The sequence below is a fragment of the Burkholderia sp. AU33423 genome (genome assembly GCF_002223135.1).
GTDB lineage: Bacteria > Pseudomonadota > Gammaproteobacteria > Burkholderiales > Burkholderiaceae > Burkholderia > Burkholderia lata_D.
Map to the genome: position 1 here is coordinate 490,721 of NZ_NKFH01000005.1, position 14,021 is coordinate 504,741.

Sequence of the window (14,021 nt, forward strand, 5' to 3'; positions counted from 1 at the left end):
GGAGACAGACACAATGAAACGCAAGTCCCTGTTTGCACTCTCGGCCGTCGCGATCGTCGCGGCTGCCGCCCTCGTGCCGGTCCTGTGGCCGGGCAACGACACGCTGCACGGCGCTTCCGCCGTCGCGGCCACGCCGGCCGACCAGGCCGCGCTGATCAAGAAGGGCGAATACCTCGCGCGCGTCGGCGACTGTATCGCGTGCCACACCGTGCGCGGCGGCAAGTCGTTCGCGGGCGGCCTGCCGATGGCGACGCCGTTCGGCACGATGTACACGCCGAACATCACGCCGGACGACAAGGATGGCATCGGCAAGTGGACGTCGGACGACTTCTACCGCGCGATGCACACTGGTCGTTCGAAGGACGGCAGCCTGCTCTACCCGGGCTTCCCGTTCGCGAGCTACACGAAGGTCACGCGTGCGGATTCGGACGCGATCTACGCGTACCTGCGTTCGGTCCCGCCGGTGTCGGTGCCGAGCCGTCCGCACGAACTGAAGTTCCCGTTCAACAACCGCAACCTGCTGATCGGCTGGCGTACGCTGTTCTTCAAGGAAGGCGAATACAAGCCGGATCCGACCAAGTCGGTCGAATGGAACCGCGGCGCGTACCTCGTCGAAGGCCTCGGCCACTGCTCGATGTGCCATACGTCGATCAACATGATGGGCGGCCCGGTGACGGGGTCGGCGTTTGCCGGCGGCCTGATCCCGCTGCAGAACTGGTATGCGCCGTCGCTGACGAACGACAAGGAACTCGGCCTCGGCGACTGGCACGTGCAGGAGCTGTCCGACCTGCTGCAGGCCGGCGTGTCGCAGAAGGGCGCGGTATTCGGCCCGATGGCGGACGTGGTTCACAACAGCCTGCAGTACATGACCGACGAAGATACGCGCGCAATGTCGACGTACCTGAAGTCGATTCCGCAGAAGGCTGAAGCGCCGAAGAACATGCAGTACGAGCCGTCGAAGCAGTTCGGCAACGCGCTGTTCGACCAGGGCAAGAAGATCTACGCGGACAACTGCGCGACCTGCCACGCCGAAACCGGCGCAGGCAAGCCGCCGGCCTATCCGCCGCTCGCGGGCAACCACTCGATCATGATGGAATCAGCCGTCAACCCGATCCGCATGGTGCTGAACGGTGGCTATCCGCCGAGCACGTTCAAGAATCCGCGTCCGTATGGGATGCCGCCGTTCGCACAGTCGCTGTCGAACCAGGAAGTGGCGGCGGTCGTCACGTATATCCGGATGTCGTGGGGCAACAACGGTACGCCGATCTCGCCGCAACAGGTGAGCGACCTGCGTTCCGCGCCGCTCGACTAAGAAGCGGCGGACACACACGGGGCGCGGCTGCGGGAAACCGCGGCCGCGCCCTTTTGCATTTTGCTTTTTGCGATGTCACCTCCCGCGCGGGCCGCGCGAGACGTCGCCGATCATAAAACTGAAGAGTGGTATCTATGTCTTTCGAATCTCTCGGCTTGGCCGAACCGCTGGTCAAGGCGGTCAACGAGCTCGGCTACACGTCGCCGACCCCGATCCAGCAACAGGCGATCCCCGCCGTCCTCGGCGGCGGCGACCTGCTCGCCGGCGCGCAAACGGGCACCGGCAAGACCGCCGGCTTCACGCTGCCGATCCTGCAACGCCTGCATACGTTCTACGCCGAGCATCGCGGCGCGAAGCGCGCAGTGCGCGCGCTGATCCTCACGCCGACGCGCGAACTCGCCGCCCAGGTCGAGGAAAGCGTGCGTGCCTATAGCAAGTACCTGAAGCTGCGCTCGACCGTGATGTTCGGCGGCGTCAGCATCAATCCGCAGATCGATGCGCTCAAGCGCGGCGTCGACATCGTCGTCGCGACGCCGGGCCGCCTGCTCGATCACATGCAGCAGAAGACGATCGACCTGTCGGACCTCGACATCCTCGTGCTCGACGAAGCCGACCGGATGCTCGACATGGGCTTCATCCACGACATCAAGCGCGTGCTCGCGAAGCTGCCGCCGCAGCGCCAGAACCTGCTGTTCTCGGCCACCTTCTCCGACGAGATCAAGGCGCTCGCCGACAGCCTGCTCGACTCGCCTGCACTGATCGAAGTCGCACGCCGCAACACGACCGCCGAAAGCGTCGCGCAGAAGATCCACCCGGTCGACCGCGACCGCAAGCGCGAACTGCTCACGCACCTGATCCGCGAACACAACTGGTTCCAGGTGCTCGTGTTCACGCGCACGAAGCACGGCGCGAACCGGCTCGCCGAGCAGCTGACGAAGGACGGCATCAGCGCGATGGCGATCCACGGCAACAAGAGCCAGTCGGCCCGCACGCGCGCGCTGGCGGAGTTCAAGAACAGCACGCTGCAGGTGCTCGTCGCGACCGATATCGCCGCGCGCGGGATCGACATCGACCAGCTGCCGCACGTCGTCAACTTCGACCTGCCGAACGTGCCGGAAGACTACGTGCACCGGATCGGCCGCACGGGCCGCGCGGGTGCGACCGGCGAAGCCGTGTCGCTCGTGTGCGTCGACGAGAAGCAGTTGCTGCGCGACATCGAGCGGCTGATCAAGCGCGAGATTCCTCAGGAAGTGATCGCGGGCTTCGAACCCGATCCGAACGCGAAGCCGGAGCCGATCCAGCAGCGCCGCGGGCAGCAACAGCCGCGCGGCGGTGGCGGTGGTGGCGGCAATCGCCAGCCGCGCGCGGGCGGCTCAGGCCAGCCGGCCGCGAAGCGCGACGGCAACGCGCAATCGAAGGCATCGCAACCGAAGGCGGCGCAGCAGAAAGCCGCGAAGCCGCGCACGCAAGGGCAAGGCGGCGCCGGCGACAACGGCGGACGTCCGGCCGGCGGTGGCAACAGCGCACGCCCGGCGAACGGCAATGCCGCGCACGCGAACCGCAACCGTTCGTCGCGCAGCGGCCAGCGCGGTCACTGAAGCCGTGCGGCTGCGCGCCGCAGGTGCTCGACCTGGCGTTGCCAACGCGCGAGCACCTCGGTGCGCTCCCCTTCCAGCGTGAACGTGACACCTGTCGCGAGACGCGCATAGCCGACCCGCTGCGCATCGCCGTGCGCGATCGTCGCAGCGAATCCGGCCAGTCCGCCGAAGTCTCCTTCGAGCGGCACCATCCTCAATTGCGCCTGAAAGAACGCGCCGTCCGCGACGAGCGTCAACGCGGCCGTGCGCCGCTGCGCGATCGCGCGCGCCGCACGCGATTGCGGCCAGAGCGCCAGCAGCAGCGTGCGCGCATCGTGTGCATAGATCTCGCCGACGCCGAGCAGCGTCGTGCGCAACTGGCCATCGTCGGTCGCGACGATCAGCGAGGCGGCGAAGTCGGCATGACGTTCGAGCGCGGTACCGTCGAACAATGAGACGACGGCCGGCGGCCACGCATCGAACGTCCATTGTTCGAGCGCGTGGCGATGGGTATCGGTCATGATGGCGTGGCCCCGGTGGACAAGCGGATGAAGAAGCCCGAGCATACGCGCGTCGGGCCACGCTGCGGCGATCAGCGCAGGAACACGTGCCGCGTGATCTTCGTGAGCGGATAGTGAACGCCCGGCTGGATCTTCGCGGGCAGGTCGAGCGGCTTGAGCAGCATCTTCACGCACATGTCGGCTGACAGGTTGCGCCGCACGAGCGTGCTGATGCGCGCGGCGCGTTCGCGGTTGTACTGGCTGTCGCCGACACGATCCGGATAGCGGACCGCGAACACGTGGCGCAGCGCGATCTCCGAATCCTCGTTCTTGATTTCCATCACGCGGCGCGCCAGCGCGCCGAGCACCGCAAGGCGGCCATTGCCTTCGACCTGGTTGTACTTCTTGAAGAACTTGAAGAAGTGCTTGTAGTGGCGCACTTCGTCGGTGCGGATGTTGTCGGTGATTTCCTTCAGCACGGGCTCGTCCGAGCATTCGTTGATCGCGCGATAGAGCGTGGCCGTGCCCGTCTCGACGACGCAGCGCGCGACCATCTCGAGCGCGCGGGTCTTCTCGAACGCCTCGACCTTGCAGGTCTGCGAATACTCGGCGAAGAAGTTCGCGAACGCGGTATCCCAGTCGAACTCCGGCCACACGTGCGCGATGTACGCCTTCAGCGCGCGACCGTGCTGCAATTCTTCGTGCTCCCATGCATTGTTGAGCCATGCGGAGACTTCCGGATCGTCGTTGAAGAACTGGCTCAGATTGCTCGTGTAGAGATCCGAGCCGCTTTCGATGAACGACGACGCGCACAGCAGCAGCAACAGATCCTCGTTCGCGGCGGCACGTTGACGATCGATCCGGTTCAGGTCGATGTCCTCGATTCGCCACGGCATCACATGCGTCGTTTTGGTGTCCATGGTGGTGCGCTCCCAGTCGTCGCGCGGGGGCCGGCCCATGCCTTCGGCACAGGCGCCGACCCTCCCGCTGGCGGCGTTTTACTTGCGTTTATAGTGGATTGGTCCGGCCGAACCATGCTGGCATCTTAGCCGGACTTTGATGTTCGTGCTCCAGAGCACTGACCATACCTGACAGGCGCAGTTCCACGGCGTCTGTTGCCGTTCGTTAGACGAGTCCTTCAAACCGCTTGCACCCGCGCGGCGATACGGGCTTGCCGAAAACGAAACGGGCGACCATTCGGCCGCCCGCGAAGCGCACGACATGCCGGCGAAAGCCGGCGGCAATCCGTCAGAAACCGGCCGCCAGACCGTCGCGCCGGCTGTCGCTCGCGGCCACGTAGCCGCGCTCGCGATCGTCGCGGTCGAGACGCCAGATGAACTGCCCCGAACCGAAATCCATGTAAGGATCGTCGATCGACTTGATCGTATGGCCGCGTGCGGCCAGCGCATCGACGGTCGCGCGGTTCATCGTTGCCTCGACGTCGAGCGTGAAGTCGCGGTTGACCTTCCAGCGCGGCGCATCACAGGCGGCCTGCGGTTGCTGCCCATAGCCGAGCATCCGCACGACGGTCTGCAGGTGTCCTTGCGGCTGCATGTCGCCGCCCATCACGCCGAAGCTCATCACGGCCTCGGTGCGACCGTCGACCTCCTCGGTGACGAACGCCGGGATGATCGTGTGGAACGGCCGCTTGCCGCCCGCGACGACGTTCGGCGAAGCCGGGTCCATCGAGAAGCCGTGCCCGCGATTCTGCAACGCGATGCCGGTGCCGGGCACGACGACGCCCGAGCCGAAGCCCATGTAGTTCGACTGAATGAAGCTCACCATCATCCCGCGTTCGTCGGCCGCCGACAGGTAGACCGTGCCGCCCGAATGCGGCCGGCCGGCGGCGAAGTGCGTCGCGCGCGCGGGATCGATCAGCTTCGCGCGCTCGGCGAGATATGCGTCGTCGAGCATCTGTTCAGGCGTGACCGCCATCGCGCGCGGATCGGCGACGTAGCGATAGACATCCGCGAACGCGAGCTTCATCGCCTCGATCTGCAGATGCTGCGAGTCGACCGAATCGACTGGCCACTCGGTCACGCCCGCGTGCTCGGCGATCCCGAGCGCGATCAGCGCGGCGATGCCCTGCCCGTTCGGCGGAATCTCGTGGATCGTGTGACGGCCGAAGCGCTTGCCGATCGGCTCGACCCATTCGGGCCGGTAAGACTGCAGGTCGGCTGCGGTCAGCGCGCCCCCGCCTTCGCGGGAGAACGCGGCGATGCGCTCGGCGAGCGCCCCCTCGTAGAACGCGCGCGCACCATCCTTCTGCAGCGTGCGCAACGTCCGCGCATGGCCCGGCAGGCACACGCGCTCGCCCACCTGCGGTGCGCGGCCGTGCGGCATGAAGGTGTCCGCGAAACCCGGCAGCGCCTTGAGTTCCGGCACCGCGGCCGCCCACTTGTGCGCGACGATCGGCGGCACCGCATAGCCGCGCTCCGCGATCTCGATCGCCGGTTCGAGCAGGTCCGCGAACGGCAGCGAACCGAACTTCGCATGCAGCGCTTCCCAGCCCGCGATCACGCCCGGCACGGTGACGGTATCCCAGCCGCGCGTCGGCTTGTTCGCGATGCCGTTGCCCGCCTCGCCGTGGCGCTTGCGGAAATAGTCGACGTTCCATGCGGCCGGCGCGACGCCCGATGCGTTCAGCCCGGACAGCCGCTCGCCGTCCCACACGAGCGCGAACGCGTCGCCGCCGAGCCCGCACGATACGGGCTCGACGACCGTGAGCGCGGCCGCGGCGGCCAGCGCCGCGTCGACCGCGTTGCCCCCCTTCCACAGCATCCGCAGCCCCGCCTGCGCGGCGAGCGGGTGCGACGTCGACACGACGTTGCGCGCGAACACCGGGATGCGGGTCGTCGGATACGGGTTGTGCCAGTTGAAGCCAGTCATCGGTTCCACCTCGTCGAAAGCTGAATGATCGCGCCGGACGCGCCCCCGCGTGCGCGGGCAATCCGCCATTGCAGCGCGATCAGCGCAATCGCACAAATTCATTTGTGAAATGAATCCATGCAATTTCCGCATGAATATCCGGCAACCCTGCGGGCCGGGCCGGCCTAACGCCGTTGCCGCCCTTACAATACCCGCTCCGTCTCACGACACGACCATCGAGCCATGACCCGAGATCCCCGCCTCACCCTCAACGCGCGCCAGCAGGAATTGCTCGAATGGGTGCAGCGCGACGGCTTCGTGACCGTCGACGATCTCGCCGCGCACTTCTCGGTGACGCCGCAGACGATCCGCCGCGACGTGAACTGGCTCGCCGACCTGAACCTGCTGCGCCGCTACCACGGCGGCGCGAGCCTGCCGACCAGCTCGGAGAACGTGTCGTACACCGCGCGCCAGCGGATGTTCCACGACGAGAAGCGGCGCATCGCGGCGCTCGCGGCGTCGCACATTCCCGACCAGGCATCGCTGTTCATCAACCTCGGCACGACCACCGAGGAAGTCGCACGCGCGCTGAACCGCCACCACGGGCTGCACGTGATCACGAACAACCTGAACGTCGCGTCGATGATGAGCGGCTACCCCGACTGCGAGGTGCTGATCACGGGCGGCATCGTGCGGCCGTGGGACAAGGGGATCGTCGGCGAACTCGCGATCGACTTCATCCGCCAGTTCAAGGTCGACTACGCGATCATCGGCACGTCGGCAATCGAGGCCGACGGCACGCTGCGCGACTTCGACACGCGCGAGGTGCGCGTGGCCGAGGCGATCATGCAGCATGCGCGCACCGTCTATCTTGTCACCGACCATTCGAAGGTCGGCCGTCCCGCGCTGGTGCGCCAGGGCCACCTGAGCCAGGTGCATGCGCTCTTCACCGACAAGCCGCTGCCGCCCGAGATGGCCGACACCGTGGCGGCCGCCGGCACCCAGGTGTACGTCGCCGAGTGACGGTTCCGATGCTGCACCGCACCCGAAACTTCAAGTGAAATCAAGAAGTTGGCGTCGCGAGCAAACCGCTTGCGCGTGGCACGGCTGTCAAAGGGAAAATTAACGGGGTCCGATTTGTCGTTGCCTGCGCGCTCGACTAGACTCCAGTTCCCCGGCCCATTTCGACCGTTCCGCCTGTGCCAGGGCGCGGACGAATGGCATGGCCGGCGAATACAGCTTTCCCCCCAAGCCATACCCCGATGGGTATCGCGCGTCGGCCCGCGCCGGCCGCGCGGGCTGACTGGTCGCCATGGAGAGAACGATGCTGAGTCCGCATGAATTCGCCACGCTATTGCTTGTGAAGGACGCTCCCGATCAAACCCACATGGATCGGGACGAAATCGACGCACTGCTCGAACAGCAGCTCGTCCGTCTGGAAGGACTCGGTTCGGGGCGCAAATACTGCGTGACCGAAACCGGCGACGCCGCGCTGCGATCCATCAAGTACCGCTATTCGTAAAACCATACCGCTCCTGACCTGACCGCGCCGCCCGGATGCCGGGCCGCGCGGCCCTTCCCGCTTCCCGCTCGCCGCCCCGCCGCAGCCTGCTTCAGCCGCCGCGCAGTGTCGGATCGACCGCCGCCCGCCAGCTGATGGCCTGCGCGCGCGCACCGTTGAAATACGCGATCCAGCCGGCACGCGTCGCCGCATCGGGCGCCGCATAGTGCGTCGAAAGTTCGTTTACGAACGCACAATAGTTCGCATCGGTCAGCCCGCGATACCGTTTCGCCACGTACGCGTCATACAGCGTCGAGTAGACCGGCTGCGCGTCCGCGCCCCAGTCCCGCGCCGTGCCGCCGCATGACGTCTGCAGGTCGACGAACGACGGCGTGCGCCAGTTGCCGGCGAGCGGCGGCATCCCGGCAGTGCACCCCGCCAGAAGGACGGCGCACACGCCGGCCCACATCCCAATACGCATGATTCACCTCGCGAAACGGTCGATTCCGCCAGTATCGTCCGGGATCGCGCCGCACGCTACTGGCCCCGCTTTTTCGAACTTTACTTTTTCGATTTCGTTCGTTAAATTTCGAATTCGAACATTTTCTGTTCAACCATTTCCCTCAGACGATAAGGACAGCAGGTGACCCAACCGAATCGCTACGATCTGCTCGTCGTCGGCGGCGGCATCAACGGCGCGGGCATCGCGCGCGATGCGGCCGGCCGCGGCCTGTCGGTCATGCTCTGCGAGCAGGACGATCTCGCGTCGCACACGTCGTCGTCCAGCACGAAGCTGATTCACGGCGGCCTGCGCTATCTCGAGTACAACGAGTTCGGGCTCGTGCGCAAGGCGCTGCAGGAGCGCGAGACGCTGCTGCGCGCGGCGCCGCACATCATGTGGCCGCTGCGCTTCGTGATGCCGCACATGCCGAACCTGCGTCCGGCCTGGCTGATCCGCATCGGCCTGTTCCTCTACGATCACCTCGCGAAACGCGAACTGCTGCCCGGCTCGCGCGGCATCGACATGCGCCGCCATGCAGCCGGCGCGCCGCTGATCGATTCGATCAAGCGCGGCTTCGTCTATTCGGACGGCTGGGTCGACGACGCGCGCCTCGTCGTGCTGAACGCGATGGATGCGAAGGAGCGCGGCGCCCAGATCCTGACGCGCACGAAGCTGGTGTCCGCCGAACGCCGCGGCGACGAATGGGAAGCGCGACTGCAGCACGCCGACGGCTCGATCCGCGTCGTGCATGCGCGCGCGATCGCGAACGCCGCCGGCCCGTGGGTCGGCGAGGTGCTGAAAGGCGCGCTCGGCCGCGGCGCGCACCACAGCGTGCGGCTCGTGAAGGGCAGCCACATCATTACGCGGCGCCTGTTCGATCACGACCACGCGTACATCTTCCAGAACCCGGACAAGCGGATCATCTTCGCGATTCCGTACGAACACGATTTCACGCTGATCGGCACGACCGACGTCGAATACACGAACGATCCCGCGAAGGTCGCGATCGATCGCGACGAGACGCAGTACCTGTGCGATTCGATCAACCGCTACTTCAAGCGCAAGATCTCGCCGGCCGACGTGCACTGGACCTACTCGGGCGTGCGCCCGCTGCTGGAAGACGAGAACGCCGCGAACGCATCGGCCGTCACGCGCGACTACCGCCTCGAGCTGGACGACGGCGCGGGCGCCCCGCTGCTGTCGGTGTTCGGCGGCAAGATCACGACGTTCCGCAAGCTCGCGGAAGAAGCCGGCGACATGCTGTGCAGCGTGCTCGGCCGTGACGCGAAGACCTGGACGGCCGGCGTCGCGCTGCCGGGCGGCGACATCGCGAACGCGAAGTTCGACGCATTCGCCGATACGTTCGCCAAACGCCATGCGTGGCTGCCCGCCGCGCTCGCCCGCCGCTATGCCCGCGCATACGGCACGCGCGCGGAGCGCGTGATCGACGGCGCGAAGTCGCTCGCCGATCTCGGCACAGAAATCGCACCGGGCCTCTACGACGCCGAACTGCGCTACCTGCGCGACGCCGAATGGGCGACCTGCGCGCAGGACGTGCTGTGGCGCCGCTCGAAGCTCGGCCTGCACGTCGCGCCCGGCACGCTCGACGCGGTGACCGCCGCGGTCGACGCGTGGTTCGCCGCCGCGCACGCGCCGCAAGCCTGACCGGAATGCAGTTGCAGTTGCCGTACCGACGTTGACTCACCGACGCGCCGCCCCACATGCGGCGCGCATCACAACTAAGCCAAATCCACGGATGGAGATGAGAGACATGCAGGATCAGTACATCCTCGCGCTTGACCAGGGCACCACGAGTTCCCGCGCGATGCTGTTCGATCGCCAGGGCAATATCGTATCGATCGCCCAGAAGGAATTCGAGCAGATCTACCCGCAACCCGGCTGGGTCGAGCACGACCCGCAGGAAATCTGGTCGACGCAAGCCGGCGTCGCCGCCGAAGCCGTCACGCGCACGGGCCTGAACGGCACGTCGATCGCCGCGATCGGCATCACCAACCAGCGTGAAACCACGATCGTCTGGGATCGCGAAACGGGCCAGCCCGTCTACAACGCGATCGTCTGGCAGGATCGCCGCACGGCCGACTTCTGCGATGCGCTGAAGGCACAGGGCTTCGAGGCGAAGGTGCGCGCGAAGACCGGCCTGCCGATCGATTCGTACTTCTCTGGGACCAAGATCCGCTGGATTCTCGACAACGTGCCGGGCGCACGCGAGAAGGCCAAGCAGGGCAAGCTCGCGTTCGGCACCGTCGACAGCTGGCTCGTATGGAACTTCACGAAGCACGAACTGCACGTGACCGACGTGACGAACGCTTCGCGCACGATGCTGTTCAACATCCACACGCGCGAGTGGGACAACGAACTGCTCGACATGCTCGACATCCCGCGCAGCATGCTGCCGGAAGTGAAGGCATCGTCGGAAATCTACGGCCACACGAAGACCACCGTGTTCGCGTCGAAGATCCCGCTCGCGGGCATCGCAGGCGACCAGCACGCGGCGCTGTTCGGCCAGATGTGCACGACGTCCGGCATGGTGAAGAACACCTACGGCACCGGCTGCTTCCTGATGATGAACACCGGCGACAAGCCGATCGAGTCGAAGAACAACCTCGTCACGACGATCGCGTGGCAGATCGGCGACGACGTGCAGTACGCGCTCGAAGGCAGCATCTTCATCGCGGGCGCGGTCGTGCAGTGGCTGCGCGACGGCGTCGGCATCATCAAGTCGGCCGCTGAAATCGAAGCGCTCGCCGCGAGCGTGCCGCACACCGACGGCGTCTACCTGGTGCCCGCGTTCGCCGGCCTCGGCGCACCGCACTGGAACGCGCGGGCGCGCGGCTCGGTGTTCGGCGTCACGCGCGGCACGACCTCCGCGCACCTCGCACGCGCGGCGCTCGATTCGATCGCGTACCAGTCGCTCGACGTGCTGGCCGCGATGGAAGCCGATTCGGGCATCAGCATCGGCGAGCTGCGCGTGGACGGCGGCGCGAGCGCGAACGACCTGCTGATGCAGTTCCAGGCGGACCTGCTCGGCGTCGACGCGGTGCGTCCGCAGATCACCGAGACGACCGCGCTCGGCGCGGCCTACCTCGCGGGCCTCGCGATCGGCTACTGGAAGAACCTCGACGAAGTGCGCGACCAGTGGCAGCTCGATCGCCGCTTCTCGCCGTCGATGCCGAAGGAGCACGTCGAACGCTGCATGTCGGGCTGGCAGCGTGCGGTGCGTGCCGCGAAGGCATGGGCCGACGACACCCAGTAATCCCAAGCAATCCAGACGAAATACAACAACACCGGCGGACCGCGCGATGCGCGAGTCCGCCGTGACTCAAGAGAGACAATCAATGTCACCTTATATTGCAGAGTTCATCGGCACAGCGATCCTCGTGCTGCTCGGCAACGGCGCGGTCGCAAACGTGCTGCTTGCAAAGACCAAGGGCAAAGGCGCGGACCTGATCGTGATCGTGATGGGCTGGGCGATGGCCGTATTCGTCGCCGTCTACGTGACCGCGTCGTTCAGCGGCGCGCACCTGAACCCGATCGTCACCATCAGTCTCGCGCTCGCGGGCAAGTTCGCGTGGTCGAAAGTCGGCGGCTACGTCCTCGCGCAGATGCTCGGCGGGATGGCCGGCGCGCTGCTCGTGTGGCTCGCCTATCGCCAGCACTTCGCGAAGGAAGCCGATGCGGACCTGAAGCTCGCGGTGTTCTGCACGGCGCCCGCGATCCGCAGCGTCACGCACAACGTGCTGACCGAAGCGATCTGCACGTTCGTGCTGATCCTCGGCGTGCTGTACCTCGCGTCGCCGCAAGTCGGCCTCGGCGCGCTCGACGCACTGCCCGTCGGCCTGCTCGTGCTCGGCATCGGCATCTCGCTCGGCGGGCCGACCGGATATGCGATGAGCCCCGCGCGCGACCTGTCGCCGCGCATCATGCACGCGCTGCTGCCGATCCCCGGCAAGCGCGACAGCGACTGGCGCTATGCATGGGTGCCCGTCGTCGGCCCGCTGCTTGGCGGCGCCGCGGCGGCCGGCCTGTACCTGCACCTGCACACGACGATCTGATCGTCGCTTGACAGAAACGCGCGGCAATCTTCGCCGCGCGTTTTGCTTTCCTTCCTTCGTTCCCCTTCCCTCGCGCTTCGCCGCTTCGCTTTTCGCTACCGGTCACCTTCGGCCGATACCAGCGACTTCAGCTTCACCCCCGTATCCGCGACAGCCGACGGGCTCACGTCGATCCCGCGCTCGACCAGCATTCTCGCCACCCGCATGTCCTTGACGAACCCGGACACGCGGCCGAAACCGCTCGCGGCGACGAGCCGCGCACCGGCGTCGAAATGGAAATGGATTTCCGCGTCGTCGCCGAGCACGCGCGCGACCGATCGCTCGCCAAGCGCCGGCTCACCGGCCACCTGCAACTGCGCGTCGTATTGATCCGACCAGAACCATGGCGTCTCGCGATACGGCTCGTCGGCGCCGAGCATGTTGCGCGCGGCGACGCGCGCCTGGGTCTCGGCGCCGTGCCACGTCTCCTGCCGGACGAGTCGCCCTGACAGCACACTCGGAAACACCGCGACGTCACCGGCTGCGTAAATGCCGCGCGCCGACGTCTCGAGCCGATCGTTCACGACGATGCCGCGCTCTACGGTGAGGCCCGCCTCACGCGCCAGCTCGTCGGCCGGCTCGATGCCGATGCCGGTGACGACCGTGTCGGCGATCAGCGTGTCGCCGTCGTCGAGCACGACGGCCAGCGCGCCGCCCGCCGTCCGCTCGATCGCAACCGGCTTCCGGTTCACGCGAACGGCCACGCCCTGCCGTTCGTGAAGCGCATGCACGCGCGCCGCGATCGCCTCCGGCACCGCGCGCCCGAGCAGGCGCGACGCCGCATCGAGCACCGTCACGCGGCACCCGCGCAGTCGCGCCGACGCCGCGACTTCGAGGCCGACGAAGCCGCCGCCGATCAGCACGACCCGCGCCTCGGGCACGAGCCGCGTGCCGAGCGCCGCCGCGTCGTCGAGCGTGCGCAACGCGAACACGCCGTCCAGCGTCGCGCCCGGAATCGCGAGGCGACGCGCGCGGGCGCCGGTCGCGAGCAGCAGCGCGTCGTAGCCGAACACGCGCCCACCCGACACGCGCACTTCGCGTGCGCCCGGATCGATGCGCTCGACCGTCGCGACGACCGGCTCGATACGATCGGCCGCCCACGCTTCCGGATCGCGCAACCGGCACTGCGCCGCGCTGCGTGCGCCGGTCAACACGCCCTTCGACAACGGCGGCCGCTCGTACGGCAGGTGCGCCTCCGCGCCGATCAGCACGATCCGCCCGCCCCAGCCGGATTCGCGCAACACCTGCGCCGCGCGGCCGCCCGCGTGGCCCGCACCGACGATCGCCATCACCCGGTCGTTCGTCATCGCGTCACACCTCGATCAGGATGCGGCCGCCTTCGATCTTCGCGCGATACGTGCGCAGCTTCTCGCAGGCGGGCGCGGACAACGGCCGTCCGTCGCGCACGTCGAAGCGCCCGTTGTGCTTCGGGCATTCGATCACGTGGTCGATCACGAGCCCATCCGCGAGATGTACTTGCTCGTGCGTGCACAGGCCGTCGCTCGCATAGACTTCGCCGTCGATGCGGTAGATCGCGTACGTGTGGCCGGCATGGTCGAAGCGCGCGACGTCTTCGTCGTCGATATCGTCGAGCGCGCCGGTGTCGATCCATTGCGTCATGTTGCATGTCTCCTGGGTTGGAAGAGTCG

General features: G+C 67.0%; 13 protein-coding genes. 7 read left to right on the forward strand and 6 right to left on the reverse strand.

Annotated features, from left to right (window positions below):
* The first annotated feature begins 13 nt into the window (after positions 1-13).
* Both CFB50_RS14820 and CFB50_RS14825 read left to right on the forward strand, forming a co-directional pair.
* A complete protein-coding gene (locus tag CFB50_RS14820; protein ID WP_069248787.1) occupies positions 14-1,312 on the forward strand; it encodes a c-type cytochrome in 1,299 nt (432 codons plus the stop codon).
* A gap of 134 nt (positions 1,313-1,446) precedes the next feature.
* Positions 1,447-2,910: a DEAD/DEAH box helicase gene (locus tag CFB50_RS14825; protein WP_089446349.1), complete on the forward strand. Its 1,464-nt coding sequence runs from the start codon at positions 1,447-1,449 to the stop codon at positions 2,908-2,910.
* Here CFB50_RS14825 and CFB50_RS14830 read toward each other — a convergent pair.
* The 3 genes from CFB50_RS14830 to CFB50_RS14840 form a co-directional block, all read right to left on the reverse strand.
* Positions 2,904-3,410, reverse strand: coding sequence for a hypothetical protein (locus tag CFB50_RS14830; protein ID WP_089446350.1), 507 nt, complete (start codon positions 3,408-3,410; stop codon positions 2,904-2,906). The two genes, CFB50_RS14825 and CFB50_RS14830, sit on opposite strands and share 7 nt — an antisense overlap.
* Positions 3,411-3,481: 71 nt before the next feature.
* Positions 3,482-4,309, reverse strand: a complete 828-nt coding sequence (locus tag CFB50_RS14835; RefSeq protein ID WP_039360322.1) for a ferritin-like domain-containing protein — start codon at positions 4,307-4,309, stop codon at positions 3,482-3,484.
* A 328-nt stretch (positions 4,310-4,637) separates the two neighbouring features.
* Positions 4,638-6,278: a gamma-glutamyltransferase family protein gene (locus CFB50_RS14840; protein ID WP_089446696.1), complete on the reverse strand. Its 1,641-nt coding sequence runs from the start codon at positions 6,276-6,278 to the stop codon at positions 4,638-4,640.
* 222 nt (positions 6,279-6,500) lie between these two features.
* Here CFB50_RS14840 and CFB50_RS14845 point away from each other — a divergent pair, with 222 nt between their 5' ends.
* Positions 6,501-7,280 (forward strand): DeoR/GlpR family DNA-binding transcription regulator, encoded by a 780-nt coding sequence (locus tag CFB50_RS14845; protein WP_089446351.1) that lies wholly within the window; start codon positions 6,501-6,503, stop codon positions 7,278-7,280.
* Between the two features lie 301 nt (positions 7,281-7,581).
* The gene (locus tag CFB50_RS14850; RefSeq protein WP_011353109.1) at positions 7,582-7,779 is read left to right on the forward strand and encodes a hypothetical protein; all 198 of its coding nucleotides are present in this window, start codon (positions 7,582-7,584) and stop codon (positions 7,777-7,779) included.
* A 91-nt stretch (positions 7,780-7,870) separates the two neighbouring features.
* Here the strand turns inward: CFB50_RS14850 and CFB50_RS14855 are convergent, their stop codons facing one another.
* Positions 7,871-8,239: a hypothetical protein gene (locus CFB50_RS14855; RefSeq protein WP_089446352.1), complete on the reverse strand. Its 369-nt coding sequence runs from the start codon at positions 8,237-8,239 to the stop codon at positions 7,871-7,873.
* A gap of 162 nt (positions 8,240-8,401) precedes the next feature.
* Between CFB50_RS14855 and glpD the strand changes: the two genes are divergently transcribed.
* The 3 genes from glpD (at position 8,402) to CFB50_RS14870 (ending at position 12,333) form a co-directional block, all read left to right on the forward strand.
* On the forward strand, positions 8,402-9,925 hold the full coding sequence (gene glpD, locus CFB50_RS14860; protein WP_069248792.1) for a glycerol-3-phosphate dehydrogenase: 1,524 nt from the start codon (positions 8,402-8,404) through the stop codon (positions 9,923-9,925).
* A 106-nt stretch (positions 9,926-10,031) separates the two neighbouring features.
* Entirely contained in the window at positions 10,032-11,534 is a 1,503-nt protein-coding gene (glpK, locus tag CFB50_RS14865) for a glycerol kinase GlpK (RefSeq protein ID WP_089446353.1), read from the forward strand.
* Positions 11,535-11,616: 82 nt separating this feature from the next.
* Entirely contained in the window at positions 11,617-12,333 is a 717-nt protein-coding gene (locus tag CFB50_RS14870; RefSeq protein ID WP_006484467.1) for an MIP/aquaporin family protein, read from the forward strand.
* 95 nt (positions 12,334-12,428) lie between these two features.
* Here the strand turns inward: CFB50_RS14870 and CFB50_RS14875 are convergent, their stop codons facing one another.
* Together CFB50_RS14875 and CFB50_RS14880 are read right to left on the reverse strand one after the other, a co-directional pair.
* Complete coding sequence (locus tag CFB50_RS14875) at positions 12,429-13,679, reverse strand: NAD(P)/FAD-dependent oxidoreductase (protein WP_089446354.1); 1,251 nt, start codon at positions 13,677-13,679, stop codon at positions 12,429-12,431.
* Between the two features lie 4 nt (positions 13,680-13,683).
* The gene (locus CFB50_RS14880) at positions 13,684-13,992 is read right to left on the reverse strand and encodes a non-heme iron oxygenase ferredoxin subunit (protein WP_089446355.1); all 309 of its coding nucleotides are present in this window, start codon (positions 13,990-13,992) and stop codon (positions 13,684-13,686) included.
* Positions 13,993-14,021 lie beyond the last annotated feature (29 nt).